At 57.8% G+C, this 26,140-nt stretch carries 25 protein-coding genes and 3 tRNA genes; 11 read left to right on the top strand and 17 right to left on the bottom strand.

What is annotated here, in order from left to right; translation table 11 throughout:
- The first annotated feature begins 38 nt into the window (after positions 1-38).
- Positions 39-908 (top strand): alpha/beta fold hydrolase, encoded by an 870-nt coding sequence (locus GV827_RS06725; RefSeq protein ID WP_164353020.1) that lies wholly within the window; start codon positions 39-41, stop codon positions 906-908.
- A gap of 90 nt (positions 909-998) precedes the next feature.
- Here GV827_RS06725 and GV827_RS06720 read toward each other — a convergent pair.
- The 9 genes from GV827_RS06720 to GV827_RS06680 all read right to left on the bottom strand — a co-directional run bounded on the left by GV827_RS06720 (position 999) and on the right by GV827_RS06680 (position 8,603).
- Positions 999-1,075, bottom strand: a tRNA-Asp gene (locus GV827_RS06720).
- A 140-nt stretch (positions 1,076-1,215) separates the two neighbouring features.
- Positions 1,216-2,154 carry a pirin family protein gene (locus GV827_RS06715; RefSeq protein WP_164353019.1) on the bottom strand — a complete coding sequence of 313 codons (939 nt, stop codon included), beginning with the start codon at positions 2,152-2,154 and terminating at the stop codon, positions 1,216-1,218.
- A gap of 149 nt (positions 2,155-2,303) precedes the next feature.
- Positions 2,304-2,379: transfer RNA gene (locus tag GV827_RS06710), tRNA-Val, on the bottom strand.
- Between the two features lie 37 nt (positions 2,380-2,416).
- A complete protein-coding gene (locus GV827_RS06705) occupies positions 2,417-2,989 on the bottom strand; it encodes a histidine phosphatase family protein (RefSeq protein ID WP_164353018.1) in 573 nt (190 codons plus the stop codon).
- Positions 2,986-3,567, bottom strand: a complete 582-nt coding sequence (locus GV827_RS06700; protein ID WP_164353017.1) for a histidine phosphatase family protein — start codon at positions 3,565-3,567, stop codon at positions 2,986-2,988. Before GV827_RS06700 ends, GV827_RS06705 begins: the two co-directional genes overlap by 4 nt.
- A gap of 252 nt (positions 3,568-3,819) precedes the next feature.
- Positions 3,820-3,894: transfer RNA gene (locus GV827_RS06695), tRNA-Val, on the bottom strand.
- A 71-nt stretch (positions 3,895-3,965) separates the two neighbouring features.
- Complete coding sequence (locus GV827_RS23985) at positions 3,966-4,448, bottom strand: HU family DNA-binding protein (RefSeq protein WP_328823119.1); 483 nt, start codon at positions 4,446-4,448, stop codon at positions 3,966-3,968.
- A gap of 390 nt (positions 4,449-4,838) precedes the next feature.
- Positions 4,839-7,250: an endopeptidase La gene (gene lon, locus GV827_RS06685; protein ID WP_164353016.1), complete on the bottom strand. Its 2,412-nt coding sequence runs from the start codon at positions 7,248-7,250 to the stop codon at positions 4,839-4,841.
- A 267-nt stretch (positions 7,251-7,517) separates the two neighbouring features.
- Positions 7,518-8,603, bottom strand: a complete 1,086-nt coding sequence (locus GV827_RS06680) for an alkene reductase (protein ID WP_164353015.1) — start codon at positions 8,601-8,603, stop codon at positions 7,518-7,520.
- Between the two features lie 185 nt (positions 8,604-8,788).
- On the opposite strand from GV827_RS06680, the gene GV827_RS06675 reads away from it, so the two are divergent.
- Entirely contained in the window at positions 8,789-9,676 is an 888-nt protein-coding gene (locus tag GV827_RS06675; protein WP_164353014.1) for a FoF1 ATP synthase subunit a, read from the top strand.
- 9 nt (positions 9,677-9,685) lie between these two features.
- Here GV827_RS06675 and tgt read toward each other — a convergent pair whose 3' ends face one another.
- Entirely contained in the window at positions 9,686-10,813 is a 1,128-nt protein-coding gene (tgt, locus tag GV827_RS06670; protein ID WP_164353013.1) for a tRNA guanosine(34) transglycosylase Tgt, read from the bottom strand.
- Between the two features lie 113 nt (positions 10,814-10,926).
- On the opposite strand from tgt, the gene GV827_RS06665 reads away from it, so the two are divergent.
- The 7 genes from GV827_RS06665 to GV827_RS06635 all read left to right on the top strand — a co-directional run bounded on the left by GV827_RS06665 (position 10,927) and on the right by GV827_RS06635 (position 15,746).
- Positions 10,927-11,820, top strand: a complete 894-nt coding sequence (locus GV827_RS06665) for an SPFH domain-containing protein (RefSeq protein ID WP_164353012.1) — start codon at positions 10,927-10,929, stop codon at positions 11,818-11,820.
- Entirely contained in the window at positions 11,820-12,143 is a 324-nt protein-coding gene (locus GV827_RS06660; protein WP_164353011.1) for an NfeD family protein, read from the top strand. The genes GV827_RS06665 and GV827_RS06660 overlap by 1 nt, the downstream gene beginning before the upstream one ends.
- A gap of 63 nt (positions 12,144-12,206) precedes the next feature.
- The gene (rimK, locus tag GV827_RS06655) at positions 12,207-13,589 is read left to right on the top strand and encodes a 30S ribosomal protein S6--L-glutamate ligase (RefSeq protein ID WP_164353010.1); all 1,383 of its coding nucleotides are present in this window, start codon (positions 12,207-12,209) and stop codon (positions 13,587-13,589) included.
- Between the two features lie 119 nt (positions 13,590-13,708).
- Positions 13,709-14,515 (top strand): crotonase/enoyl-CoA hydratase family protein, encoded by an 807-nt coding sequence (locus GV827_RS06650; RefSeq protein WP_164353009.1) that lies wholly within the window; start codon positions 13,709-13,711, stop codon positions 14,513-14,515.
- A 124-nt stretch (positions 14,516-14,639) separates the two neighbouring features.
- Positions 14,640-15,002, top strand: coding sequence for an SUF system Fe-S cluster assembly protein (locus tag GV827_RS06645; RefSeq protein WP_164353008.1), 363 nt, complete (start codon positions 14,640-14,642; stop codon positions 15,000-15,002).
- A 55-nt stretch (positions 15,003-15,057) separates the two neighbouring features.
- On the top strand, positions 15,058-15,420 hold the full coding sequence (locus GV827_RS06640; protein WP_164353007.1) for a HesB/IscA family protein: 363 nt from the start codon (positions 15,058-15,060) through the stop codon (positions 15,418-15,420).
- A complete protein-coding gene (locus GV827_RS06635) occupies positions 15,417-15,746 on the top strand; it encodes a TfoX/Sxy family protein (protein WP_164353006.1) in 330 nt (109 codons plus the stop codon). The genes GV827_RS06640 and GV827_RS06635 overlap by 4 nt, the downstream gene beginning before the upstream one ends.
- Here GV827_RS06635 and GV827_RS06630 read toward each other — a convergent pair.
- On the bottom strand, positions 15,743-16,648 hold the full coding sequence (locus tag GV827_RS06630) for an isopenicillin N synthase family dioxygenase (RefSeq protein WP_164353005.1): 906 nt from the start codon (positions 16,646-16,648) through the stop codon (positions 15,743-15,745). The genes GV827_RS06635 and GV827_RS06630 overlap by 4 nt on opposite strands.
- Positions 16,649-16,773: 125 nt before the next feature.
- Between GV827_RS06630 and tpiA the strand changes: the two genes are divergently transcribed.
- Positions 16,774-17,523 (top strand): triose-phosphate isomerase, encoded by a 750-nt coding sequence (tpiA, locus tag GV827_RS06625; protein ID WP_164353004.1) that lies wholly within the window; start codon positions 16,774-16,776, stop codon positions 17,521-17,523.
- Between the two features lie 196 nt (positions 17,524-17,719).
- Here tpiA and GV827_RS06620 read toward each other — a convergent pair whose 3' ends face one another.
- The 5 genes from GV827_RS06620 to GV827_RS06600 all read right to left on the bottom strand — a co-directional run bounded on the left by GV827_RS06620 (position 17,720) and on the right by GV827_RS06600 (position 24,083).
- Positions 17,720-19,096, bottom strand: coding sequence for a TRAP transporter large permease (locus GV827_RS06620; RefSeq protein WP_164353003.1), 1,377 nt, complete (start codon positions 19,094-19,096; stop codon positions 17,720-17,722).
- 4 nt (positions 19,097-19,100) lie between these two features.
- Positions 19,101-19,781, bottom strand: a complete 681-nt coding sequence (locus tag GV827_RS06615) for a TRAP transporter small permease (RefSeq protein ID WP_164353002.1) — start codon at positions 19,779-19,781, stop codon at positions 19,101-19,103.
- Positions 19,782-19,865: 84 nt separating this feature from the next.
- Positions 19,866-20,861: a DctP family TRAP transporter solute-binding subunit gene (locus tag GV827_RS06610; RefSeq protein ID WP_164353001.1), complete on the bottom strand. Its 996-nt coding sequence runs from the start codon at positions 20,859-20,861 to the stop codon at positions 19,866-19,868.
- A 241-nt stretch (positions 20,862-21,102) separates the two neighbouring features.
- The gene (locus tag GV827_RS06605; RefSeq protein ID WP_164353000.1) at positions 21,103-22,332 is read right to left on the bottom strand and encodes a sigma-54-dependent transcriptional regulator; all 1,230 of its coding nucleotides are present in this window, start codon (positions 22,330-22,332) and stop codon (positions 21,103-21,105) included.
- Complete coding sequence (locus tag GV827_RS06600; RefSeq protein ID WP_204325758.1) at positions 22,329-24,083, bottom strand: ATP-binding protein; 1,755 nt, start codon at positions 24,081-24,083, stop codon at positions 22,329-22,331. The genes GV827_RS06605 and GV827_RS06600 overlap by 4 nt, the downstream gene beginning before the upstream one ends.
- Before the next feature lie 59 nt (positions 24,084-24,142).
- Here GV827_RS06600 and GV827_RS06595 point away from each other — a divergent pair, with 59 nt between their 5' ends.
- Positions 24,143-25,327 carry a cytochrome P450 gene (locus tag GV827_RS06595; RefSeq protein ID WP_164352999.1) on the top strand — a complete coding sequence of 395 codons (1,185 nt, stop codon included), beginning with the start codon at positions 24,143-24,145 and terminating at the stop codon, positions 25,325-25,327.
- Positions 25,328-25,567: 240 nt separating this feature from the next.
- Here GV827_RS06595 and GV827_RS06590 read toward each other — a convergent pair whose 3' ends face one another.
- Positions 25,568-26,029: an Lrp/AsnC family transcriptional regulator gene (locus GV827_RS06590; protein WP_164352998.1), complete on the bottom strand. Its 462-nt coding sequence runs from the start codon at positions 26,027-26,029 to the stop codon at positions 25,568-25,570.
- Between the last annotated feature and the right edge of the window lie 111 nt (positions 26,030-26,140).

Genomic DNA, 26,140 nt, shown 5'->3' with positions numbered 1-26,140 from the left:
TTAGGCCGGAAATAACACCAGTGAGAGAGGCCGCAGCAATGACAATACTTCAGGGATTTGAGCCGGGCCTGGCCGAGGTCAATGGCCAGCGCATCGCTTATGCCAAGGGAGGCAATGGACCGGCACTGTTGTTGCTGCACGGCTTTCCGCAAACCCACGCGATGTGGCATGCCGTGGCGCCTTTGCTGGCCTCGCGATTCACTGTGGTGGCCAGTGATCTGCGAGGATACGGCGACAGCAGCAAACCAGAAGGAACCGAGAATTACTCGTTCCGGCACATGGCGGGCGACCAGCAGGCGCTGATGCAACATCTGGGATTTGAGACCTTCCATCTGGTGGGCCATGACCGCGGCGCACGCACCGCGCACCGCTTGGCGCTGGATCATGCTAGCGCGGTTCAAAGCCTGATAGTGATGGACATCGTACCGACGCATCTGTTGCTGGATGATCTGAACCGCCATGTCGCCCGCGCCTATTACCACTGGTTTTTTCTGGCTCAGCCCGCGCCCTTTCCAGAGACCATGATCGGACACGACCCCGACACCTATTTCGAATCCTGCCTGACAGGATGGGGCTCGACCGCGCTGACCGACTTTGATCCGGACGCGCTTGATGCTTACCGCACCGCGTGGCGCAGCCCGGACGCGATCCGGGGCATGTGCGCAGATTACAGGGCCGCCTTGGACGTAGATTTCGATCTGGACGCTGCTGACCTTGGAAAGCGGGTCACGTGTCCGGCACTGGTGATATACGGCGCTGATGGCCCGATGGGCCTCGCCTACGACGTGCCCTCCACTTGGTCAGACAGGCTGGAGAACATGCAAAGCTTGGGGGTGCCAGGCGGTCACTTCTTCGTTGATGAATATCCTGAGGAGACGGCGCGGGCGCTACTGGATTTCTTACCTTAACGAGATGGTATGAATGGTGGATAAGCCGCGCATCATTTAATGCGACAAAACGAAAAAAGGGCCCCCGGAGGGACCCTTTTCAGACAGCGGTGGCGCGGTTGACGGGGCTCGAACCCGCGACCCCCGGCGTGACAGGCCGGTACTCTAACCAACTGAGCTACAACCGCCCGCTGCAAGCTTTGAGGTGACCCCCAAAGCGTTGGGTCGTAATATGGGCGGCAGCGTGACGCGTCAAGACGCAAACCTGCGAGAAATGCAGAAATTTTCCTGCGTCCGCAAAAACTCTGCAAGACAAGTCAAATGACGCCTAGCGAACAGGTGCCGGAATGAATTCGGCATCATCGCCTGGCGGCAATCTGAACCGGCCATGCGCCCAATCCCCTGCGCGCCATGCTTCTTTCGCCGCATCGATACGGTCCTTGCTGGACGCAACGAAATTCCACCAGATGTGACGTGGTCCGTCCATGGTCGCCCCACCCAACAGCATGACCCGCGCGCCCTCGTCGCCTGCCCTGGCGGAAATCCGGTCGCCGGGACGAAAGACCAACATTTGCCCCGCTTCAAAATCCTGCCCCGCAACGGTCACAGCACCTGAAACAACATAAAGTCCCCGATCCTCGTGATCATCGGGCATGGGAATACTGGCACCGGCTTCAAGCAGAGCATCAGCATAGAACGTCTCCGAGAACACATTGACAGGGGCTGTCTCACCATATGCATTGCCGAGGATCAGGCGCACCTGTTTGCCCTCACCCTCCAGCAACGGAAGGCTGTCTTTTGGCGCATGTTCGAACGCAGCACCGGCGTCTTCATATTTTTGCGGCAGTGCCACCCATGTTTGCAGGCCAAACAGACTATGTGGCTGTTTGATGTAGTCACCGTCAGCCCTTTCTGAATGGGTAATTCCATGACCAGCGACCATCCAGTTCACCGCGCCCGGCTCTATCCACTGATCGGTGCCTAAACTGTCGCGATGATGGATTTTGCCCTTGTACAGATAGGTGACGGTCGCCAGTCCGATGTGCGGATGCGGCCTTACGTCAATCCCCTTGCCAGTCAGAAATTCAGCCGGGCCCATTTGATCAAAGAAAATGAAAGGCCCGACCATTTGCCGTTTGGGCGCAGGCAGTGCACGACGCACTTCAAAGCCACCCAGATCACGGGCGCGCGGAACGATCACGGTTTCAATCGCGTCCACGGCATCACCGATGGGACAGTCAGGATCAAGGGCGGGGTTCCAGCTCATACATGATCTCCTCTCTGCTATGAACCAAAGATAAGAAAACCACGCGAATGCGCAATGCACAGCTAGTCTGCGCAAAGGCGCAGACCATCGGACGCGACGCCAAATCTAAAAAGCTGGATCCAGTATCGATCGCAGGGCGCGAGGAGGAATGGTGGGTCGTGAGAGGCTCGAACTCCCGACATCTTCGGTGTAAACGAAGCGCTCTACCAACTGAGCTAACGACCCGCCGTGGCGATCTCTTAGCGCAAGCATGGGCGGGGCTTCAAGCCCCTAATGTAAGACGTCTCTGTTTGCCGTTCTCAATATAAAAAACCACGCCCTGTCCACCTTCGATATCCCGCAAGGCACCGATGCTTTGGTCCGTAGCGATCAGGCGCAGCATGCGCGAGGTTATCCCATGTGTCACCAGAACCGACGGCCCTCGTAATCCGCGCAAGAACGCTGCGCATCTGGCATGGAGTGCGTCGAACCCCTCACCGTCCGGAGCAAGCTCATATAGCGCAAAGCCATCGCGTGCACCGCTTTGCGCGATCATCTCGGCGCGAGATTCGCCAGCCCAGTCCCCAAGTCCGATCTCGCTGAGTGCAGCATCCGTCATGACTGGCGAAAGCAGACCCTCCAGCGCGATACGTGCGGTTTCGCGTGCGCGACCCTGCGGGCTGCTGATGGCTCCGAACCGGGTCAGATCACGCCGCTGAAGAATGGCGCGTTGTTCTCTTGCCTGCGCAACACCTGTCGGGGTCAGATGAGAATCGAACCGCCCCTGAAGTCGCCCTGTCAGGTTCCACTCCGTTTCTCCATGGCGCAGGACATAGAGGGGCGGTACCGTGGTCATGCATCGCTCTCCAATAGCGTCTCGGTCCCGTCCTGAAGCACGTAAATGCAACCTTGGCGGTTCGACAAATGCCCTGCGTCGCTCAGATTAAGGCCGCGGACCTGCGCGCGCAGAACCTGACCCAGTAAGCCATGTGCAACGATGACCGTCGGCATGGTCAGTTCTTCGAGAAAGGCCGTGATCCGCGTGTGAAATGCTTGCAGCCCCTCACCCTCAGGCGCGGCCTCGTATACCTCGAGCGCGCTGGGGCGCTTTTCTGCCCACTCTGGATGATCGGCAAGAATGTCCTCTCTCAGCCGCCCTTGCCACCTGCCCGCATGAATTTCCATCAGCCGGTTATCGGTCAGGAATGGCATACCGCCCAAAGCAATCTCAGCCGTTGCGCGCGCACGTCCTAGCGGAGAGACAAAAATAGCCGGCTTCTGCTCTAGAATCGGTGCCATTAACCCTGCCTGACGCTGCGCATCAGCGATGCCCTGATCGGTCAAAGGTGAATCGAGTTGCCCTTGAAGGCGATAGTCCTTGTTCCATTCGGTCTGACCATGGCGCAAAAACCAGATTTTGGGGTAGCTTGGCATCCAAAAGCCTCCGGGACTTAAACAGCTATTGCTCTAGCCGCAAAGCGACTGGGGTTGAAGCCCCCGAAAACCAACGGTGCGTGCCGAAGTGCATAGAAAAGGTGCGAAATGGCCAGAAGTGTTTCTGTGTTACCGCGAGCAGAGCGTGAAGTGCCCTAGCATTAAATTGACCGCGTCTTCCTCAATTTCGATGCAGCCAAAGCAGTGGAACAACAGCGTCAATGACGCCTACGCATGGCGAAAAGATGAGTATGGTGGGTGATAAGAGATTTGAACTCCTGACATCTTCGATGTGAACGAAGCGCTCTACCACTGAGCTAATCACCCGTTGGCAGGCCAATTACCGTCTTGCGCCGCTGCGCGCAAGAGGTGCAGAGGAATTCAGGTGGCTGATGGGGTTATGACTTGTCGGTGTCCACTGCCTTGAGCACATCAGTCTGTGCAGGTGGCTTGGTTTGGCGGATCTTCGCCACCACCATGCGTCCATTGCGAAGCTGCTTTTCCTTGCGGACTTTCAACTGGCCAAACGGTGGCAGGTTCAGTTCACGATTGTCGCTCAGCGCGTCGCCCATGACCGCCAACAACGTTTCAACAACCGGCTTGACGTCTTTCTTTTTCATGCCAGAGCGAGTCACGACCGTCTCAATTAGTTCTTTTTTGCGCATGACTGGCCCCAGGATCACCGCTTGCGGGGCGTCGACCACAGTCGGTGACGCGGCTTTTGCTGGCGCAGGCGCTTTCCCTGTTACCATAGCTGTTGGTGCCGGGTTTACTGCGGCAACCTTTGACACTGATCTCGTTGGTTTTGTTTCTGTTTTCGGGGCTTTACTACTTTTGCTGGCCGTCTTGGTTTTGGCAGCTTTCGATGTTGCTGTGCTCACGGATTTCTCGCTCTTTTTTGTTTCTTGCCTGGCCGCATGTTAGCTGAGAACTGCGCAAATATCTAGCTTTGCTTGCCTCTTGGCGCATCTGAACCATTTTAAAGCAGGCGGATGACTGGGAAGATCGACAAGAAATGGACTGCGATTCTGGTAGCTTTTCCAGCTGCACTGTCGGTGGTGGATCCGCTTTTTCAGTTCAGTATCCTACCCGATGATTGATCCGGCAGTCATCGTCGCGGGGGCGATCATTCGCAGCTCTGACGCCGTGCTGATGATGCCGCCTGCTTAGCTGATCCATGATCAAAACAAATCAGCGGCAACGACCTACCATAAAAAAAGCGCCCCGCGTTCGACGCGGGGCGCTTCATTTTTTCTGGATCCTGTCCGCTCTTAATGCGCGGTGGCCGTGTCGCCGCCAGATGACTTTCCGGCGAGTGCTGCTGCAGCCGCTGCGTCCTCGGCTTCCTGATCCCATTCGATGGCTTCAGGTTTGCGAACCAACGCGTGTTTAAGCACCTCAGAAACGTGATCGACCGGGATGATCGTCAACCCCTCTTTCACGTTGTCCGGAATGTCCGGCAGGTCCTTTTCGTTCTCCTGCGGGATCAAAACTGTGGTGATACCGCCGCGCAGGGCTGCAAGCAGCTTTTCTTTCAACCCGCCAATCGGCATCGCATTTCCGCGCAGCGAAACTTCGCCCGTCATGGCGATGTCTTTACGCACGGGGATCTGCGTCAGCACGGAGACGATCGATGTCACCATCGCCAGACCAGCAGAAGGACCATCTTTCGGCGTTGCGCCATCAGGCACGTGCACGTGGATGTCCAGCGTGTCGAACTTCGGCGGCTTCACCCCGATCTTCGGGCTGATCGAGCGCACGTAAGAGCTTGCCGCGTCGATGGATTCCTTCATCACATCGCCCAGCTTACCAGTGGTCTTCATCCGGCCCTTGCCCGGCAGGCGCAGCGCCTCGATCTGCAAAAGCTCGCCTCCGACCGAGGTGTAGGCCAACCCGGTGACAACACCGATCTGATCCTCTTTTTCGGCCAGGCCATAGCGGTGCTTGCGCACGCCAAGGAATTCATCAAGGTTGTCTTCGGTCACGACAACGCGATCGGCTTCCTTCTTGATGATCTTCGTCAGGGACTTGCGCGCCACCTTGGCGATTTCACGCTCAAGGTTCCGCACACCCGCCTCGCGGGTATAGTAGCGAATGATACCAAGGATTGCAGAGTCCTCGATCTTGAACTCTTTTTCCTTCAGACCGTGGTTCTTGACCTGCTTGGTCACCAAATGCTGCTTGGCAATCTCCAGCTTTTCGTCCTCGGTGTAGCCCGACAGCGGGATGATCTCCATCCGGTCAAGCAATGGCCCCGGCATGTTGTAGCTGTTCGACGTGGTCAGGAACATCACGTTGCTGAGGTCGTACTCGACCTCGAGATAGTGATCCACAAAGGTGGAGTTCTGTTCCGGATCAAGCACTTCCAGCATTGCCGATGCCGGATCACCCCGGAAGTCCTGCCCCATCTTGTCGATTTCATCGAGCAGGATGAGCGGATTCGTGGTTTTCGCCTTTTTCAGCGCCTGAATGATCTTGCCGGGCATGGAGCCAATGTAGGTCCGGCGGTGGCCGCGGATCTCGCTCTCATCGCGCACGCCGCCAAGGGAGATGCGGATGAACTCACGTCCCGTTGCCTTGGCCACAGATTTACCAAGCGATGTTTTACCAACCCCGGGAGGGCCAACAAGGCACATGATCGGGCCTTTCAGCTTGGAAGAACGCTGCTGCACCGCAAGATATTCAACAATCCGCTCCTTTACCTTTTCAAGGCCGAAGTGATCATCGTCCAAAATCTCCTGCGCCTTGGCGAGGTTCTTCTTCACGCGGGACTTCTTGCCCCACGGGATCGACAGCATCCAGTCAAGGTAGTTACGCACAACGGTGGCTTCGGCCGACATCGGGCTCATGTTCTTGAGCTTCTTCAGTTCGGCTTCGGCCTTTTCCTTGGCTTCCTTGCTCAGTTTGGTCTCGGCGATTTTCTCTTCAAGTTCGGCAACTTCGTTCTTGCCGTCTTCACCATCGCCCAGCTCTTGCTGAATCGCCTTCATCTGTTCGTTGAGATAATACTCGCGCTGGGTCCGCTCCATCTGGGACTTCACGCGGGTCTTGATCTTTTTCTCGACCTGCAGCACGGACAGTTCGCCCTGCATCAGACCATAGACTTTCTCAAGCCGCTCGGACACGCTGAGCGTCTCAAGCAAGTCTTGTTTCTGATCTACTTCGATACCCAGATGGCCGGCGACAAGGTCAGCCAGACGGGCAGCCTCTGTCGTTTCACCGACCGCCGCCAACGCCTCGTCCGGGACGTTCTTCTTGACCTTCGCATAGCGTTCGAACTCATCCGCGACAGAGCGCAGCAACGCCTGAGTGGTGGCCGCATCGCCGGGCATCTCAGTGAGATATTCGGCACGGGCTTCAAAGAAATTTTCGTTCTCAAGGTAGTCGGTGATGCGCACGCGCGCCTGCCCCTCGACCAGTACTTTCACAGTACCGTCGGGCAGTTTCAGCAGCTGCAGGACGTTCGCGAGGACACCGGCCTTGAAAATCCCTTCGACTGTCGGATCATCCTCGCCGGGATCGACCTGACTGGAAAGAAGGATTTGTTTGTCATCCGCCATCACCTCTTCGAGGGCGCGGACAGACTTTTCGCGTCCGACAAACAGCGGCACGATCATGTGGGGGAAAACCACAATATCCCGCAGCGGCAAGACCGGATAGGACGCGTTCAAAGGTTCTAACATGCTCAATTCCTTACATTAGCAAGACAGTTCCGGTCCCTTTCGAGGCAACCAATGCCGTCTCCTGTTCTGGGTCAGATATGTGTCACTGACCAACCTGTTTCAATCCCTTAAGCGGGCTTTGATGGCATCTTCGCTTGGCGGAGGCCCGGAGGCAACCAGACTTTTGCTCTCGTTTGAATGAAAAACGAACGGTGAGCGAGGCTTTGCAACGGTTTCCACAAAGCTTGTCTCAGGAAAGCGGCAGAACGCCACACCGGGCCGTTGTGTTCATTCAGCGAGTGTCGGGTAATCGGTATAACCGGACCGCGCGCCGCCGTAGTATGTATTGCGATCGCCCTCGTTCAGCGGCGCATTTTGCTTGTATCGTTCCACAAGATCAGGATTGGCGATGAACGGTCGACCAATGGCGATCATGTCAGCGTGGCCCGTCGCCACAGCCCGGAGCGCCATATCGCGGTCATAGCCGTTGTTGGCAATGTATGGGCCGTCAAAGATCTGCCGCAGCGCGTCAATGCTTTGGCCCTCGGCCAGCTCTCTTGAACCGCCTGTCGCGCCCTCGACCATGTGAAGATAGGCAAGGTTGAACTGATTGAGATGTTCGATGACGTATTCAAAGGTTTCCTGAGGATCGTCATCGCTGATGCCGTTCGCAGGCGAGAACGGAGACAGACGGATCCCCGTGCGGTCGCCACCAATCGCCTTGGTCACCGCGCCCATGACCTGCATCAGCAGCCGGGCGCGATTTTCAAGGCTGCCGCCATATTCGTCGTCGCGCTTGTTTGATCCGGTCTTGAGAAACTGATCCAGTAAATACCCGTTTGCGGCATGTACCTCGACACCGTCAAACCCCGCTCGTATCGCCATTTCCGCCGCATGCGCGAAGTCATAGACGATCCGGTCCATTTCCGATGTATCAAGCGCGCGCGGGTCTGACGTTTCTTCGAACCCATTGGCCGTGAACGTTTTGACGCCAGCATTCAACGCTGAAGGGGCAACCGGTGCCTGCCCGTCTGGCTGCAACGATGTGTGACTGATCCGGCCCACATGCCAAAGCTGGATCACGATCTTGCCGCCTTCGGCATGAACCGCATCCGTCACCTTGCGCCATGCGCGCACCTGCCCTTCGGTGTAGATGCCGGGTGTCTGAATGTATCCCTTACCCTCTGCACTGATCTGTGAGGCTTCGGAAATGATAAGGCCCGCACCCGCACGCTGCCGATAATATTCGACATGCATCTCTGCCACCTCTGCGGTGTCATTATCGGCGCGATTGCGGGTTAGCGGGGCCATGGCGACGCGGTTTGCCGCTTCAATGGCCCCCAGTTTGATGGGGGTAAACAGTTTCTCGGTCATCGCGCATCGCCTTTCAATGGATGTGACAGCAGGGTCTGGGTCTGAGCTAACACTTCGATGACAGGGTACAAGCTTGATTGCCGCAAAGGCAGGCAGCGCCCTTTCCCGAAATGGCCAATCCCCCTCCTTAATGATGCCGAATTTCCGCTTTAGCCCATGGCGCAAAATCAGCGAAAGGACGTCCGATGCTGCGCCTGATATACCGTCAACGCCGTCGCCTGCTTTTTGGGAGCTTCTTTGGCACACTTGCCCTGATGATGATGGTGCTCGACATGGGCGGTCTTGGGGTACTTGGCACTTACCCGACGTGGATCCTGGTCACGACGCTTGTTTTGACATCTTTGGTTGTTGCGACATGCATTTTTGCCGTGAGTGCCTTGTTGATTTTGCTTTTGCCGAACTGGCGTATGATGATTGAACTGACTGGCCTTGTTACGTTTGCGAGTGCGTCCATGAGTGTGGTGTTTCCAGCGGCTTATGAAGTTCCGCTTATCGGGTCATTCTGGCCTTTCATTCTGACAGTCATGATTTTTTCAGTCATCTATGGTGAAGTTTTGGACCGGTTCCGCATCTGGGTGGATTACAGATCCAAACGCAGCTTTGTCTCGCCCAAATCTGCGCAAGAACTATGGACCGAACTCGTGCCCGGTGAAGCCCCCATCGCGGATCATTGGGACAGCATGCTTTACATGCTTGAACCTGATCCGGATGAACCTGACAGCTATGCGGTACAGTACACGCACGGGGGATCAGTCTATGAACATCAGACCATGACCTATCTCAAGAAAGACGCGCCGCATTTCGCAAAGTATCACCACGTAGGTGAGGTTGACCCGAAGAACCGCAGCCTTGTTGAAGGCACCTACGAGATCGAAATAACGCCGCGGGACAAGGGCGGCTGCAAGGTGACATTCACAGCCAGCCGAAACCTTATGCTGCACCGTCAGGCGCTTGCGTTATGGTTTGACGATCATCTTGGCGATCAGGCAGATCACTTGCGCGCGAGGCACTTGGGCCGGTCGGATTGGTCTCAGTCCGGGCGTCTGCGCCGGAAAATCAGTCAATACGTTTAAGCATTGGCCCTAGACCGGATCGACATCACCCTGAGCCCGAGTGGCGTGAAATTCTGACTGCCACGCCGCAAAGGTACCCGCCGTGATAGCGTCCCGCATGCCAGCCATGATGTCCTGATAATAGTGCAGATTATGCCACGTCAGCAGCATCGAGCTGATGATCTCCTGACTGCGGAAAACATGGTGCAGGTAGGCACGCGAGTAGTTCCTGCAGGCAGGACAACCACAGTGTTCGTCCAAGGGACGCGGGTCATCCATGTGCCGGGCGTTCTTGATGTTCAGCACGCCAAGCCGCGTGAACACCTGCCCCGTCCGGCCTGAGCGTGAGGGCAGCACGCAGTCCATCATGTCGATCCCCCGCGCCACGGCGCCGACAATATCGTCGGGCTTGCCCACGCCCATCAGGTAGCGGGGTTTGTCTTCGGGCAACTGGTCCGGGGCATAATCCAGACAACCGAACATCGCCTCTTGCCCCTCTCCCACAGCCAGACCGCCTACAGCATAGCCATCAAAGCCGATTTCGCGCAGCGCTTCTGCAGATTGCTGGCGCAGGTCTTCTTCTAGTCCACCCTGCTGGATACCAAAAAGCGCGTGACCGGGACGCTCACCGAAAGCTTCCTTTGATCGCGCGGCCCATCGCATGGACAATTCCATGCTTTCGGCAATTCGCTTACGGTCCGCCGGCAAGGCGGGACATTCGTCAAAACACATCACGATGTCAGAGCCCAAAAGCCGCTGGATCTCCATCGACCGTTCCGGCGTGATCTCGTGCTTGGAGCCGTCGATATGGCTTTTGAAGGTCACGCCGCGTTCTGTGAGCTTGCGCAGGGACGCAAGGCTCATCACCTGAAACCCGCCTGAATCCGTCAGAATAGGTTTGTCCCAGTTCATAAACTTGTGCAGCCCGCCCAAACGGTCGATCCGCTCGGCTGTCGGGCGCAGCATGAGGTGATAGGTATTGCCAAGAAGGACATCCGCCCCGGTGGCCGCCACGCTGTCGGGCATCATGGCTTTCACCGTCGCCGCCGTCCCCACGGGCATGAACGCAGGCGTGCGAATGTCGCCGCGCGTGGTGTGGATCACACCGGTTCGTGCCTTGCCGTCCTGACCTGTTTTCTCGAATGTGATGCCCGTCACGATAATGTCCTTGTCTCGCCTTGCAGAGGCCCTAACGCAGCGGGAGAAAACTTGCAATTAGCTGTCAAAATACCCACATATTGGGGGTATAAAGGCAAAAAGGGATAGACATAGTGGATATTGAAGCGCTCCTTCTGAACGCATTGGAAAACAACCTTGCTTGGCTGCTGCTTGCGGCGCTCGTGGTGATCCTGATCGTAAAGGCGGTCAAGATCGTACCGCAGTCTGAGCAACATGTCGTCGAACGTTTTGGCCGCCTGCGGGCGGTCTTGGGGCCGGGTATCAATATGATTGTCCCCTTCATCGACCGGGTGGCCCACCGGATTTCCATTCTGGAACGCCAGCTGCCCACCGCCAGTCAGGACGCCATCACCCGCGACAATGTTCTGGTTCAGGTCGATACGTCCGTCTTCTACCGTATCATCCAGCCAGAAAAGACGGTTTACCGGATCCGCGATGTGGATTCGGCGATTTCCACAACGGTCGCTGGTATCGTGCGTGCCGAGATCGGCAAGATGGACCTTGACGAAGTGCAGGCCAACCGCAGCCAATTGATTACCACGATCAAGTCCAGCGTCGAAGACGCGGTGGACGATTGGGGTATCGAAGTGACACGCGCCGAGATTCTGGACGTGAATCTTGATGCCGCAACCCGCGCGGCCATGATGCAGCAGTTGAACGCAGAACGTGCCCGCCGTGCGCAGGTAACAGAGGCTGAGGGTTCGAAACGCGCGGTTGAACTGGCCGCGGACGCCGAACTTTATGCCTCTGAGCAAACCGCCAAGGCCCGCCGTGTGCTGGCCGACGCGGAAGCCTATGCCACGCAAGTTGTTGCCACCGCGATCAATGAGAATGGCCTTGAGGCCGCACAGTACCAAATCGCCCTGAAACAGGTCGAGGCCGTAGGTGCGATGAGCAGCGGTGCGGGCAATCAGACCGTGATCGTCCCGGCAGAGGCGCTTGCCGCCTTTGGTGATGCCTTCAAACTTCTGAAAGGACGCACATGATGGCAGACTATCTGTCGCTTTGGTGGATCTGGATCTGCATCGCATTGGGGCTTGGCGTGGTCGAACTGCTTGCCCCCGGTTTCATTTTTCTGGGCTTCGCGATTGGCGCCGTAATCATGGCAGGTATCGTGGCGATAATGTCCAGAACGGACAGTGCTGTGATTTCCTTTAATGAAGTCGCGATTCTCGATGTTACAAATGTTGCCGCTCTACTGGCTGTCTTTGCGATCCTGTCGCTTGGCGCGTGGATCGTGCTCAAGGCAGCCTTCCGCAAACAGTCTAGCGGTGCGAGAATTGTCACGCACGATATCAACGACAATTAACACACTGTTGAGCTTGCCCGGCCCGCCTGTTACCCCATCTTTTCCAATACAGGGGTGCGGCACATGGATGAACTGACATTTGGCTGGGAAGAATGGGTGGCGCTGCCCGAACTCGGATTGCCCGCGATCAGGGCCAAGGTCGACACGGGCGCGCGCACCTCTGCGCTGCACGCGCATGATATTGAAACATTTGGCCCCGCGGCGAAACCAAAAGTGCGGTTTAACGTGCATCCTATCGCCGGGCGCGAAGACATTGCCATCACCTGCTCTGCACCGCTTGTGGACCGTCGCGAGGTAACCTCTTCGAATGGCGAGAGCGAACAGCGCTATGTGATCCAAACCACGCTGGACGTGAATGGCCAAAGCTGGCCCATTGAGGTCACATTGACCAATCGCGCTGGAATGAACAGCCGGATGCTGTTGGGCCGTCAGGCCTTGGCCGATCATATAACCATCTCCGCCACAGAACGGCGTTTGCAGCCCGAACTCAGCTACGATGTGTACCATGATGCCCGCGTGCGCCGGGTGGCCCCCAAGCGTGCGTTGCGCATCGCAGTGCTAAGTCGGGAGGACAATTATTCCACCCGCCGGTTGGTTGAGGTCGGTGAGGCGCGCGGCCACACGGTTGAAGTCATCGATACAACCCGTTGTTATATGGCTATCAATGCCATGGCGCCAGAAGTTCATTATGATGGAAAGCGACTGCCACGCTATGATGCCGTGATACCCCGCATTGGCGCCTCGATCACGCCATATGGTACCGCTGTGATCCGCCAGTTCGAAACCATCGGCACCTACTGCGTGAACGGTTCTGCCGGGATAACCGCAAGCCGGGACAAACTGCATGCGCATCAAGTACTGGCCTCCAAGCGCATCGGGATGCCAACCACTGCATTTGCAGCCTCTCCCAAGGACACATCAAACCTGATGGCCCTTGTGGGCACCGCCCCGTTGATCGTGAAGCTACTGGAGTCGACCCAAGGTAAAGGCGTGGTTCTGGCCGAGACCAAGAAAGCAGCCGAGTCCGTGATCGATGCCTTCAGGGGCCTCAAAGCGAACTTTCTGGTGCAAGACTTTGTCAAGGAAGCCGCTGGCGAAGACATCCGCTGCCTTGTGATCGCAGGCAAAGTCGTCGCAGCCATGAAGCGCACCGGAGCTGATGGAGATTTCCGTTCGAACCTGCACCGGGGTGGATCAGCCAAAGTGGTCCGCATTTCCAAGGAAGAGCGTGACACCGCCGTCCGCGCCGCCCGCGCCTTTGGTCTGGGCAAGGCAGGCGTAGACCTCTTGCGCTCAGAGTCCGGCCCCAAGGTGCTTGAGGTGAACTCGTCCCCAGGCTTTGAGGGCATTGAGAAAGCGACCGGCAAGGATATTGTCGGCAAGCTGTACGACGAGATCGAGGCAAGGGTGAAACCGCAGCCTGTGCGCAAACGCAAATCCACATAGGCGCTGTGTCCGGCCTTGGTGTCGGTGCTTCGTTCTTGCAGTACGGGGTTTCCTTGGGTACGGCGGATTTGTCCGGCATCGGACACAATCACAAGACAATAAATGCAAAGGCCAACCCCATGACAGTTCAGATTGACACATCCCGCTACACAAATCTGGCACTTGAACGTCAGGAAGACGATGTCTGGATCGTCACGCTGAACCGCCCCTCGAAACGCAATGCCTTGGACGTTGACACGATCGAAGAACTTGTCGACTTCTTTTCAACCGCTCCGCGCGCTGGGGTACGGGCAGTTGTGCTGGCGGGATCGGGTGACCATTTCTGTGCGGGCCTCGATCTGATTGAACACCACGATGAGGATCGCAGCCCTGCCGATTTCATGCACGTCTGCCTGCGCTGGCACGAAGCATTCAACAAGATGGAATATGGCGGCGTCCCCATCATCGCGGCGCTGCAAGGGGCCGTTGTGGGTGGCGGACTGGAACTGGCAAGTGCGGCACACGTCCGGGTCATGGACAAAACCGCGTACTTTGCCTTGCCAGAGGGGCAGCGCGGCCTTTTCACCGGTGGCGGCGCGACGATCCGCGTGACAGATCTGGTCGGAAAGGCGCGGATGATCGATATGATGCTGACGGGCCGCGTGTATCAGGGGCAAGAGGCGATCGATGTTGGGTTGGCGCAGTATTTCACCGAAGGATCAAGCTTTGACATGGCATTAGAGGTTGCTCGCAAGGCGGCACAGAACCTGCCGCTTTCAAATTTTGCGATCTGCTCGGCAGTCAGCCACATGCAAAACATGTCGGCACTGGACGCCGCTTATGCGGAATCTGTGGTCGCTGGGGTCGTCAACACCCAGCCTGACGCGCGTGCGCGTCTGGCGGCATTCGCCGACAAAAGCGCCGCGCGCGTCAGGCCAAACGACTGATAGCGTTTTCCCCGCGTCTTGGAACCATGGTGAGGCGCATGGCCCAAATGAAACGTCCGCGGTCCCACTGGACGCGGGCGGACACAAATCCTATATAAACACTAAGATTTATAGCGAGGCCCGCATGACCGAACAATCACAGCCAATGGAAGGCACGCCACTGATTGCGCCTTCCTCGACTGATCACCCGCTTTACGAACAGATCGTCGAGGCTTGTCGTACGGTCTATGACCCTGAAATCCCTGTGAATATTTACGAACTGGGCCTTATCTACACCATCGACATTTCGGATGATAACGCCGTCGACATCAAGATGTCGCTGACCGCCCCCGGCTGTCCGGTTGCGGGTGAAATGCCGGGATGGGTTGCGGACGCCGTCGAACCCCTGCCCGGCGTAAAGCAAGTGAATGTTGAATTGGTTTGGGAGCCGCCCTGGGGCATGGATATGATGTCTGATGAGGCGCGTCTTGAACTGGGCTTTATGTAGCGCCATTTGAACTTGAGCGCGGCCATGTTAGGCTTTGCGCCAAAGGAGCAATCACATGTTCGGTATTCCCGGAAAACAGGCCGTCACCATCACGCCAAAAGCAGCAGCGCAGATCATCAAACTGATGACTGACAAGGGCCACGCGGGCCTGCGCATCGGCGTCAAGAAAGGCGGCTGCGCGGGCATGGAATACACGATGGAATACGTGGACGATGCCGATCCGAACGACGAGGTCGTCGAACAGGACGGCGCACGCGTGATGATCGCTCCGATGGCGCAGATGTTTCTGTTCGGCACTGAAATCGATTATGAAACCACGTTGTTGGAGTCAGGCTTCAAGTTCAACAATCCAAACGTGACCGAAGCATGTGGCTGCGGTGAATCGATCAAGTTCGACGAGGCGCTTACCGCCAAGTGAGCCTCAGCGCAGCAGATACCGCATTTGCGCGCGAGCTTTTTCAAGACATCCCTGATCTGACGACACGCAAGATGTTTGGTGGTCTGGGCCTCTATTCCGACGGCTTGATTTTTGCCGTTGTGCGGTCGGACGGGCAAATACTGCTCAAAGCGCAGGACGGCCCGTTTGCGGACAGGCTTGCACAGATGGGCGCTGAGAAATGGACCTACACCCGCAAGAACGGCGCGGCATCTGCAATGCCATATTGGTCCCTTCCTGACGCGGCAATGGATGATGCCGAAGAGGCCGCAGCCTTGGCCCGCCGGGCGCTTGCCGCGTTGCGCTAGTCTTTTTTCAAATGGATGTAGGTTTCATTGTAGCGGGCAGACAGGTGATCGCCAGCCAGAATAACGCTGCTCGAACCCACCGGTGCCACGTTCGTCTCATAAGCAGGATTGAAGAACAGTGGCACCGATATCCGCTCATCCACCCCACCGACCACGCGGTGCGGTGTTGCGCGGATCACGCCATCTGACCACATCTCCATCATCTCGCCAAAGTTGATGACGAATTCTCTGGGGGGCGCGCTCACCGGGATCCATCCGCCACCGCGCTTACGCACCTCAAGCCCAGATGAGCCATCTGTGGCCAGCAGCGTGAGGCAACCGTAGTCCGTGTGTGTCGCGATCCCGAAGTCCTTGGCCCCGGCCCGCGCCGGACGCGCCGGGTAGTAATTACCGCGCAGCAGCGCCATCGGCGCATCGAATGCCCCCTCAAAGGTCCGTGCTGAAAGGCCAACAGATGCGGCGACCCCGTGCAGAACATCCATCGCGACAGCGCATGCGTCCTCGTAGTACGCGCTGATCACATCCTTGAAATCAGCAGGCTCCACCGGCCAAAGATTGGCCGCATAAAACGGGTTCAACAGCCGGGGGTCTCCCTCAGGCAGCGTGAGACCGCAATCGAAGACTTGCTTGTAGTCCGGATTTGCATCTGGATCGACCTGCTCTGACCCCGACGCCCCCCAGCCCCGGTTTGATCCGGTTCGCGCCATGTCATACGCGGCCTTGCTGGCCTCCGGCAGCTTGAAGAACGCCCGATACGTTTCAATCACGCGCGATACCCGTTCCGCTGAAAGCGCGGTGTTGTGGACGGTGGCAAAACCGATATCGGTCGCGGCCGTTTTCATGGCGGCCAGCGCGTCATCGTCTTGTGCAGTCAAAGCGGCCAGATCAATGCGTGGAATCATGCGGGATCCTTTCACGTGTCATGGGTCCGGTTTAACAGGTCGGGACGGTCTGGCGAAGCCCTCTGCGTTGCCTTGGCCTGACTCGGGTGCTACCACCTGTCGGCACACCAAGGACAAGATCGCCCATGCGCCGTAAGATTGCCGCCGGAAACTGGAAAATGAACGGAACAAGCGCGGCCCTCGCCGAGCTGGCGGCCATGGCAGCTGACTTACCGAAAGAGCCGCCGAAAGTGGTGATCTGTCCGCCCGCCCCCCTGCTTTTTCGCGCGGTGGAAGCGACCCGGACCACCGGAATTTCCATCGGTGCACAAGACTGCCACATGCAGGCAAGCGGTGCCTTCACAGGTGACATTTCTGCTGAAATGGTTGCTGACACTGGTGCCGCCTACGTCATCGTTGGCCATTCAGAGCGTCGCGATGCCCATGAGGAAACAAACGCCGATGTGCGGAACAAAGCAGAGGCCGCACATGCCGCTGGCCTGACGCCGATCATCTGCATCGGGGAAGCGCTGGAAGACCGCGAGGCCAATAACACCCTTGATATCATCGGAGGTCAGTTGGCAGGCTCCCTGCCCGATGATGTGTCGGCCTCCAATACGGTTGTTGCTTATGAACCGATCTGGGCCATCGGGACCGGTAAAGTCCCCAGTCTGGAACAGATCGTCGAAGTCCACGATTACATCCGCGCCGAACTTGTACACCGGTACGGCAACACGATTGGTAATGCGGTGCCGCTGCTCTACGGCGGCTCGGTCAAGGCCGACAATGCCGCTTTGATTTTTGAGGCGGAAAACGTGGATGGAGCACTTGTCGGCGGGGCCTCACTAAAGGCCGCGGACTTCATCCCGATCGTCGCGGCCCTTGCCAAGAGCTGATCTCAGATACTGTCCCAAGATAATTACGCTCCCAGCTTCTGACCAAGCCTGTCCGTTGGCCCGCACCCCGCGCCTGGGCCGGTTCCAAAGCGGCACCGGCCTTCTCAGTTTGGCCGAAAATACCGCAGTGCCATTCAAGCAAAAGGCGGCACATCCGCTTTGATGCACCGCCTTTCATTGCTCACACTACGAAGCGCTATTTCGTTATGATCTCCGGTCCCATCATCAGCGTCGGCAACCATGTGCTGAGGAACGGAATATACGTCACCATGATCAGGAAAACGAAGAGCACTGCCAGAAACGGCAGGGCCGCCCGCACCACGTTCATCATTGGCATATTCGCCACCCCTGACGTGACGAACAGGTTCAGGCCCACAGGTGGCGTGATCATCCCGATCTCCATGTTCACCACCATGATGATACCAAGGTGAATGGGGTCGATGCCCAGTTCGATGGCAATTGGGAAAACGAGCGGTGCCACGATGACCAGCAGCCCCGACGGCTCCATAAACTGTCCGCCGATCAGCAGGATCACGTTGACGATGACCAGGAACATGATCGGCCCCAGCCCCGCATCCAGCATCGCAGCCGAAATTTGCTGTGGGATCTGCTCGTCGGTCAGGACGTGCTTGAGGATCAGCGCATTGGCGATGATGAACATCAGCGTCACGGTCAGCTTGCCCGCCTCAAACAGGGTGTTGCGTGTATCGCGGTGGAAAAACACCGTGACCAGCGCCAATGGCTTTGTCAGCAAGGGTATATTCTGACCATCCCCGGCCACGTGCAGCGGTCCCATGTCGCGATATACGAATGACGCGATGAAGAACGCATAGACCGCCGCAACAGCCGCAGCTTCGGTTGGTGTGAAGATACCGCCATAGATGCCGCCCAGAATGATCACGATCAGGAACAGGCCCCAGCCTGCCTCAATCCCGGACCGGCGCACCTCGCCCCAGCCCTGCCAATCCCCTTTCGGCAGGTCCCGCACCCGCGCGATGATGTAGATCGTCACCATCAGCATCAGACCGGCGAGCAAGCCGGGAATGACACCCGCCAGGAACATCCGACCAACGGATACATCCGTGGCGCTGGCATAGACCACCATGACGATAGATGGCGGAATAAGGATACCCAGCGTGCCTGCCACGGCAATCACGCCAGCGGCGAAATCCTTTGTATAGCCCACCTCGCGCATACCGACGATGACGATGGAGCCAATCGCAACGACTGTCGCAGGCGATGAGCCGCTGAGCGCGGCGAAAAGCATACAGGCAAAGACGCCTGCAATGGCCAGACCGCCGGGCAGATGGCCCACCAGCGCGATGGAAAAGCGGATGATCCGCCGCGCCACGCCGCCCGTCGACATAAAGCTGGAGGCCAGAATGAAGAACGGGATCGCCAGCAGGGTGTAGTGCCCCGCCATCGCCTGAAAGAACGTCTGCGCGATAGAGGCAAGCGACGTATCACTCAGCGCCAGCAAGAAGATGATTGAGGACAGGCCAAGGGATACGGCGATCGGCACACCGATCAACATCAGGCCTACGACCAATGCGAAGAGAATGACAACTTCCATGGGTTCAGCTCTCCGCGTTCATGTGTTTGACGTCTTCGACCGCTTCTTCGGCCTCATGGCTCACGATCAACGTCTTTTGCCGGCCTGAAACGACTCTGAGTGTGGCCTGCACGAACCGCAGCAACAAAAGAGCGGCGCCGAAAGGTAGCATCGCATAGGGAATGAAGCGCGGCAGTTTTTCGTAAGCTTCACCTTCGTTCATGATCGGCTCGATAAAGCGCAGCCAGTCGGGGATCGGGATGTCGATCACCTCGTACCACGCCTGATCACGGCTGTTTTCAAATCCTGTTGGGAACCAGCGACCGGACGTTGCGTCCAACCCTGCAAATGGTGCCCAGTAATCCCATGCGCCTTTGAAAATCAGGGCCGCGTAGACGATGCAAACCAGCCCCGTGAGCACAGCCAGCACCTTGCGCGGACCTTCGCTGAACATGTTGATGATCGCATCAACGCCCAGGTGAGCGGTGACTTTCACCGCGTATGACATGCCAAACAGGACCAACCAGGCAAACAGAAATGTCACCATTTCAAGGCCCCAGATAATACCGGTGTTAAATCCGTATCGCAGCACCACATTGATAAAGGTGATGATGGTCATCAGGCCGAGGATGATGGCAATCGCCGTCTCCTCAATTTCGCTCACGATACGCGAAAGCCTACTTTGTTCAGTGGCTTGGTGGCTCATCGTCTCGCCCCCCCAGACATGAGATTACTGTGCGCTTTAAAGGATGCGGCCAGCCACTTGTTCAGAGGCTGGCCGCTTACGCCCTTAATGCTTGGCGTTGATCGCCTGTGCGGCGTCGATATTTTCCTGACCCACGTCGGCGTTGAACTCGTCCCAGACGGGCTTCATCACATCGACCCATTCCTGACGCTGCTCTGCGGTCAGCTCGCGCACCACGCCGCCTGCGTCGATGATCGCCTGCTTGGCTTCGGCGTTAACCTTGGACGACTCGGAGTTCCGCGCCTCGGTCACTTCAGACACGATTGTCAGGAACTGGTCACGCACGTCGGCATCCAGGCTTTCGATCCAGTCGGTCGAGGTCACGAGCATGTAGTCGATGATGCCATGGTTGGTTTCGGTCACGCCGTCCTGCACTTCAAAGAACTTGCGGCCATAGATGTTGGACCATGTGTTCTCCTGCCCGTCGACAACGCCGGTTTGCAGCGCGCCGTACACTTCGGAGAAGGCCATCGGCTGGGGCGAGCCGCCCATTGCGGCCATCTGCGCTTTCAAAACGTCAGAGTTCTGAACGCGAAACTTCAGACCGGCGGCGTCAGATGGTGACAGCAGCGGTTTGTTGGCCGACATCTGCTTCATGCCATTGTGCCAGAACGCCAGGCCCAGCAGGCCACGGCGTGTCATGCTTTCTTTCATCGCCTGACCGGTTTCAGAATTCTGGAATTCGTCCACGGCGTTGATGTTCTTGAACATGAAGGGCAGGTCAAAAATGCGGAACTTCTTGGTGAACTGCTCAAACTTCGACAGCGAAGGTGCGGCCAGCTGTACGTCGCCCTGCAGCAGCGCCTCAAGCACCTGGTCATCGTTGTAAAGCGTGGAGTTCGGGAAGACCTCCATACATGCTTTGCCGTTCATTTCTTCATTGACGCGCGTTTCCAGCAGCGTCGCGGCAATGCCTTTCGGGTGCTTGTCGGTGTTTGTCACATGGCTGAACTTGATGACGATTTCACCATCGTCACAGGCAGCGGCGACAGCGCCGGCAGATACGGAAAGTGCCAATGCGGCAGCGGTAAGGAATTTCATGTCAGGTCTCCTCCCAGAGATTGGATTCGGTTTTTTGGCAGGGTTCACCTGCGCTGACGCAATAGAACGCCGCCGCTGCCCTGGTCACAAGCCGGTGCGATGAAAATCGAGGCGGTTTGAGAAATCCACTGCACATCAATGTGTTATGTTGTACCTTATTCCGGCACCCAAGGCTGTCCAAAACAGTTTGTGCGGAAATTCGCACAACCAAATGACCTAATGTGCGGAAATCCGCACAAGATCAGTCACGAAAGTCTTCCGCCCGAAGACCGTAGCGGGCAAGCTTGTCGTAGAACGTTTTGCGCGGCAGCTTGAGCGCTTCTGCGGCGGCACTCGCCTGTCCTCCTGCGCGGCGCAGCGCGCTTTCCAACAGCGATTGCTCAATCATCGACATCTGTTCGTTAAGCCCCATCGTGGCATCCGGGACGACACCTTCCGGCAGGCCCATGACAAAGCGCATCGCGACAGACATCAGCGAACGCGCATTGCCCGGCCAATCCCGCGCCATCAGCCCTGCCACCACCTGCGGCGTGACCTCGGGCGCTTGCAAGCCCGCCTGTTCTGCTGCCTGAGCCACATAACGCCGGAACATGACTGGAATGTCTTCGGGCCGCTCAGCCAAGGAAGGGATGCGCACGCTTAACGCCTCAAGCCTGTAATACAGATCGGCGTTGAAACGCCCCGCCTCGATCTCAACGACCAGATCACGGGTATTCCCGGCAATCAGGCAGACAGCTTGTTGCGCCGCTTCAACCTCACTCAGCGCCAGTTGCACCTGCGGCGGCAGATGAGACACCTCGTCGATGAAAAGGCTGCCGCCTTCGGCCTCTTGCATGGCCCGGTCCAATTCCTCTGAGGTCAATCCGGCAGCAGCGCGTTTTACAAACGGTGCTTTCGATCGGGCAGAGCTTAGATGGATGACCTCAGCCACCTTGGATATGCCCGACCCAGGGGCACCGGTGACCAGCGCATCGCCATCGGCCTGTGCGACAAGACGCACCTGTGCGCGCAGCCCTTCGGCCAGATCGGATGTCCCGAAAAGCATCCGCGCCGCCGGATCGCCCGTCTCTACCAGATGCCGAAGGCGGCGGTTCTCCAGTACCAGTGCCCGGGTCTTGAGCGCACGCTCCAGTGTGCCAATCAGTTCTGCCGGCGCACAGGGCTTTTCCAGGAAACCGAATGCGCCCTGCCCCATGGCGGCCACCGCCATGGGAATATCACCTTCTCCAGTTAGCAGGATCACGGGCAGATCAGCATCCTGCTTGCGCGCATATTCAAGCAAATGAAACCCGTCGCGGCCCGGCATGCGAATGTCAGACAGGATAACGCCCTCAAAACCAGCGGTGATCTTGTCTTTGGCCGCCACAAACGACCCCGCTGTGATCGGGAGCAAATCAGCAAGCTCCAAGGTCTGCGCCAATGCCTCACGCACCGCCGCATCATCATCCACCAACAGAACCTGTCCGCTCATGCGGCCACCGCATTTTCCAAGGCCGGTTCAAGCGTAACTGTGAAGATTGCGCCGCCGCCCTCGATATTGCTGCCCTTGATCTGCCCGCCAAAACTCTGGACGATGCCGTAACTGATTGACAATCCAAGTCCCATGCCGCCCGTCTCGCCCACCTGTTTCGTGGTATAGAACGGATCAAAGACTTTGTCGGGCATTTCAATACCCGGTCCATTGTCACGAAATTGTACTGTCACGGCCTCGTCTGCCATGATCTCAATCTCCAGTACCTTCTCCGGCTGTCCTTCCATCGCATCGACCGCATTGGTGATCAGATTGAGAAATACTTGCCCAAGTCGCACTTCGCCCCCGCGCACCCAGATCTTCTTGTTCGGCGGCCTGTAAACGACGCGCACCCCTACTTCCTCCCGGCGTCCGCGGGTCAGTTCAAGCGCGGATTGAAGCACCGCGCAGAGCTCCACGCGATCCTGTGCCATGTTTTCCTGACGCGCGAAGGCGCGCAGGTTCTGGATGATCCGCCCCATGCGCTGCGTCATGTCCGAGATGCGGCGCAGATTCTCACCCGCACGCTCTGGCTTGCCACGCTCCATGAACTGAACGGCGTTGTCCGCAAAGGACCTGATGGCCATCAGCGGCTGGTTCAACTCATGGCTGATACCCGCTGACATCTGACCCAAGGCGCTCAGCTTTCCGGCCTGAACCAGATCATCCTGCGCCTGCCTCAGCGCCGCTTGCGCTTCTTCCCGTTCCGCCGCCTCTGCCAATAGCTTGGCATTTGTGTCGCGCAGCGCCGTCGTCCGCTTGGCCACCCGGGCTTCGAGTTGCCGGTTCGCCGCCGCCAGCGTCCTTCGACGCTCGGATGCCAGAAACAGCAGCGATCCGAAGGCCAGGCAAAGGGCGGCAACCGCTGCGGCCTGCGCAAACGCCAGCGCACGGGTCTGCGTGATGTCCAGCAGCACCTCGCCGGTCATCCCGATCACCGGCAATTCTTGCGTCAGATGCAGCGCCTGTTTCGGCAGGTACGGCCCCCAGCCCAATTGCCAGATTTCATGCGGCCCCACCATCTTGGCGGAAAAGTCTGGCGCCTCTCCGGTCGGCGGGATCAACCCGGGATTGCCCTCAGGTCTTGACCAGAACAACAGCTCTGACCGGTTGGCAATGTAGACCTCTCCAGCGGCATCCGTAAAAAACACCGCCGGGTTGGTCCCCCGCCAATTGTAGTCAATCCCGTTCAGATCAGTGATCACGACCACCGCACCCTGCACCTTGCCCTTCGCATCGAAGACCGGTGCCGCGTGGAAAAACGCGCGTTGGGTCAAAGGGTCAGCCGGGCCATGCCCCCAGCCCAAGGCCCCTCGCAGGGCGCGTTTTACGTGACTGTAGCGGCCCAAATCGCGTGGCGCGGTGCCGGACGCTGAGGTGATCATGCGCCCGGTTGGTCCCAGCACCAGAACATCCAAAGCCGCAGATTTGTCGGCCACCTCAAGCAAGAGATCGACCGTATTCTCTGACGCGCCACGCTCCAGCGCCGCAGCGATGCCGGGATGATCCGACATCATGACCGCCAGATCACGGTAGCGCTGCAATTGCCCCACCAGCCGGTCCCCCGCCAGCGCCAGATCGGCCTGCCCGCGTGCCGCAAGCTGATACAGCCCCTGCTGATAGGCATAGCGCCAAAGACCACCTGCCAGCAGCAGCACGATGCCCAGAAAAGCCAACACGATGGCGACCCGATGACGCAATCCGTCTTTCATGATTGCAGATTGCATCAGCCCCCTTGCAATGACCAGCCCCGCACGGTCTGTCTGAGTGTATGAAAACGCTGCAACAGTCTCCGCTTGATCCGCATTTCGTACAGAACCCCTATGCATTCTATGATTATGCCCGTGCAGCGGGGCCAGTGGTCTTCTGGGAAGACTACAACATGCTTGCCGCATTCGACGCAGCAACAATTCAAAGCCTGCTGCGAGACCGCCGTCTTGGTCGGGCCAAGCCCGAACACCTGAAACAGCCCTTTCCTGACCATCTGAAGGCCTGGGGCTTGGTCGAAGCCCATTCGATGCTGGACATGGAGCCGCCCTGTCATACCCGACTACGCAGTCTTGTCCTGCGCGCCTTTACCTCGCGCCGCATCGCAAGCCTTCGGCCAGACATCGAAAGCGTGACCGCCGAACTGCTGAACACCCTTCCCCACTCTGGCCCTTTCGATCTCATTCCCACTTTCTGTACGCAACTCCCCGTTCGCATCATCGCCCGCCTGCTCGGCGTTCCAGAGGAGATGTCAGCGGATCTGCTGCGCTGGTCGAACGCGATGGTCGCGATGTACCAAGCCGGTCGCACGGGCGAGACCGAAGATGCCGCCGAACGCGCAAGTGCCGCGTTCACAGAATTTCTGACTGACTTTATTGACCAGCGCAGAAGCGATCCACGAGATGACCTGATCACCGAACTGATTGCAGCGGAGGAACACGGTGCGCGGCTCAGCACAGATGAACTGATTGGCACCTGCATCCTGCTGCTGAACGCGGGTCACGAGGCAACCGTTCACAGCATCGGCAACGCGACCAAGGTGTTGCTCGATCACAAAACCTCGCATAATGCACTGGCCCCCGAGCACATCGCCGCAACGGTCGAAGAACTGCTGCGCTTTGACCCACCGCTTCATTTTTTCACGCGTTTTGCCTACGAAGACGTCGACCTTGGAGAGATCACACTCAAGAAAGATCAGGAAATCGCTCTGATCCTTGGTGCCGCCGGACGTGATCCCGCGCTTTATGATGCGCCACGTCGCTTCGACCCAAACCGACCCGCAAAACCACATGCAGCTTTCGGCGGTGGTCTGCATTTCTGTGTCGGCGCGCCACTGGCACGGCTGGAATTGCAGATCGCCCTTCCTGCACTTTTCTCTCACTTTCCTCGTATGCGCCTCGCAGCGCCGCCGTGCTTTTCCAACAGCTACCATTTCCACAAGCTGGACAGATTGATCATCACGCCGTGATTCGGATCGGGGTCAAGGATCGCGGGACGCGACCGGGCGCAGCCCGGCTTGTCCTTGAGGCCGGTCCGAATCGCATATCACCCTCGCAAAAGGTCGTTCAGGACGCACCGCGCCCTGAACACCTTCTCAGCAAAATCGCTTCACCCATCCAATAGGATCAGCATCTGATCTAGAGGGCTCACATCTGACACACGCACCATAAATATCGTCGCGGCTCTGCCGCGTCCGCCGGATCGCGCGCTACAATGGCAAAGCCACCGTCGACTTGATCTGCTCCATGGACAAAAGTGCCGTGACATTGTGCACCCGCACCTCGGAAATCAGGGCCTGATAGAAGGCGTCATAGGCCCGCGCATTGGTCACCCGCACCTTCAGGATATAATCGATGTCGCCCGCCAACCGGTGCGCTTCCTGCACCTCGGGCCTGTCCTGCAGAGCCTTGAGAAACTTTGCCTGCCAGGCGGCTTCATGTTCGGATGTGCGGATCAGCACAAAGAAGCAGGCCTCGAACCCCAATGCCTCGGCATCCAGCATGACGGTCTGCTGTCCGATCACACCCGCCTCCCTCAGCTTGCGAATCCGGTTCCATACCGGGGTCTTTGAAGAGCCGACGTTCTTGGCAATATCATCCAGAGACTGGCTCGCGTCGCGCTGAAGCTCTGCCAGAATTTTCCGATCCGTTTCATCTATCCGGACGTTCATCTGCAATTTCCCTCTAGTTTTGGGCTGTCCACCCTGACACGCACCTAAATCAGAACACTAGTTCTTATCTTCGACAGATACTGGCGGAATATCGGAACAATATTCTAAACT

Source organism: Sulfitobacter sediminilitoris (assembly GCF_010667575.1).
Classification (GTDB): Bacteria; Pseudomonadota; Alphaproteobacteria; order Rhodobacterales; family Rhodobacteraceae; genus Sulfitobacter; species Sulfitobacter sediminilitoris.
This window is presented reverse-complemented; position numbering and strand designations above follow the sequence as displayed.

Coding starts and splice junctions, on each gene's coding strand:
- GV827_RS06595 (WP_164352999.1), top strand. CDS start 24,143: ATGAAAACGCTGCAACAGTCTCCGCTTGATCCGCATTTCGTACAGAAC.
- GV827_RS06615 (WP_164353002.1), bottom strand. CDS start 19,781: ATGAGCCACCAAGCCACTGAACAAAGTAGGCTTTCGCGTATCGTGAGC.
- GV827_RS06645 (WP_164353008.1), top strand. CDS start 14,640: ATGACCGAACAATCACAGCCAATGGAAGGCACGCCACTGATTGCGCCT.
- GV827_RS06680 (WP_164353015.1), bottom strand. CDS start 8,603: ATGACCGAGAAACTGTTTACCCCCATCAAACTGGGGGCCATTGAAGCG.
- tpiA (WP_164353004.1), top strand. CDS start 16,774: ATGCGCCGTAAGATTGCCGCCGGAAACTGGAAAATGAACGGAACAAGC.
- rimK (WP_164353010.1), top strand. CDS start 12,207: ATGGATGAACTGACATTTGGCTGGGAAGAATGGGTGGCGCTGCCCGAA.
- GV827_RS06605 (WP_164353000.1), bottom strand. CDS start 22,332: ATGAGCGGACAGGTTCTGTTGGTGGATGATGATGCGGCGGTGCGTGAG.
- GV827_RS06630 (WP_164353005.1), bottom strand. CDS start 16,648: ATGATTCCACGCATTGATCTGGCCGCTTTGACTGCACAAGACGATGAC.
- GV827_RS06715 (WP_164353019.1), bottom strand. CDS start 2,154: ATGAGCTGGAACCCCGCCCTTGATCCTGACTGTCCCATCGGTGATGCC.
- GV827_RS06700 (WP_164353017.1), bottom strand. CDS start 3,567: ATGCCAAGCTACCCCAAAATCTGGTTTTTGCGCCATGGTCAGACCGAA.
- lon (WP_164353016.1), bottom strand. CDS start 7,250: ATGTTAGAACCTTTGAACGCGTCCTATCCGGTCTTGCCGCTGCGGGAT.
- GV827_RS06640 (WP_164353007.1), top strand. CDS start 15,058: ATGTTCGGTATTCCCGGAAAACAGGCCGTCACCATCACGCCAAAAGCA.
- GV827_RS06610 (WP_164353001.1), bottom strand. CDS start 20,861: ATGAAATTCCTTACCGCTGCCGCATTGGCACTTTCCGTATCTGCCGGC.
- GV827_RS06725 (WP_164353020.1), top strand. CDS start 39: ATGACAATACTTCAGGGATTTGAGCCGGGCCTGGCCGAGGTCAATGGC.
- GV827_RS06675 (WP_164353014.1), top strand. CDS start 8,789: ATGCTGCGCCTGATATACCGTCAACGCCGTCGCCTGCTTTTTGGGAGC.
- GV827_RS06705 (WP_164353018.1), bottom strand. CDS start 2,989: ATGACCACGGTACCGCCCCTCTATGTCCTGCGCCATGGAGAAACGGAG.
- GV827_RS06660 (WP_164353011.1), top strand. CDS start 11,820: ATGGCAGACTATCTGTCGCTTTGGTGGATCTGGATCTGCATCGCATTG.
- GV827_RS06590 (WP_164352998.1), bottom strand. CDS start 26,029: ATGAACGTCCGGATAGATGAAACGGATCGGAAAATTCTGGCAGAGCTT.
- GV827_RS06600 (WP_204325758.1), bottom strand. CDS start 24,083: ATGAAAGACGGATTGCGTCATCGGGTCGCCATCGTGTTGGCTTTTCTG.
- GV827_RS06650 (WP_164353009.1), top strand. CDS start 13,709: ATGACAGTTCAGATTGACACATCCCGCTACACAAATCTGGCACTTGAA.
- GV827_RS06620 (WP_164353003.1), bottom strand. CDS start 19,096: ATGGAAGTTGTCATTCTCTTCGCATTGGTCGTAGGCCTGATGTTGATC.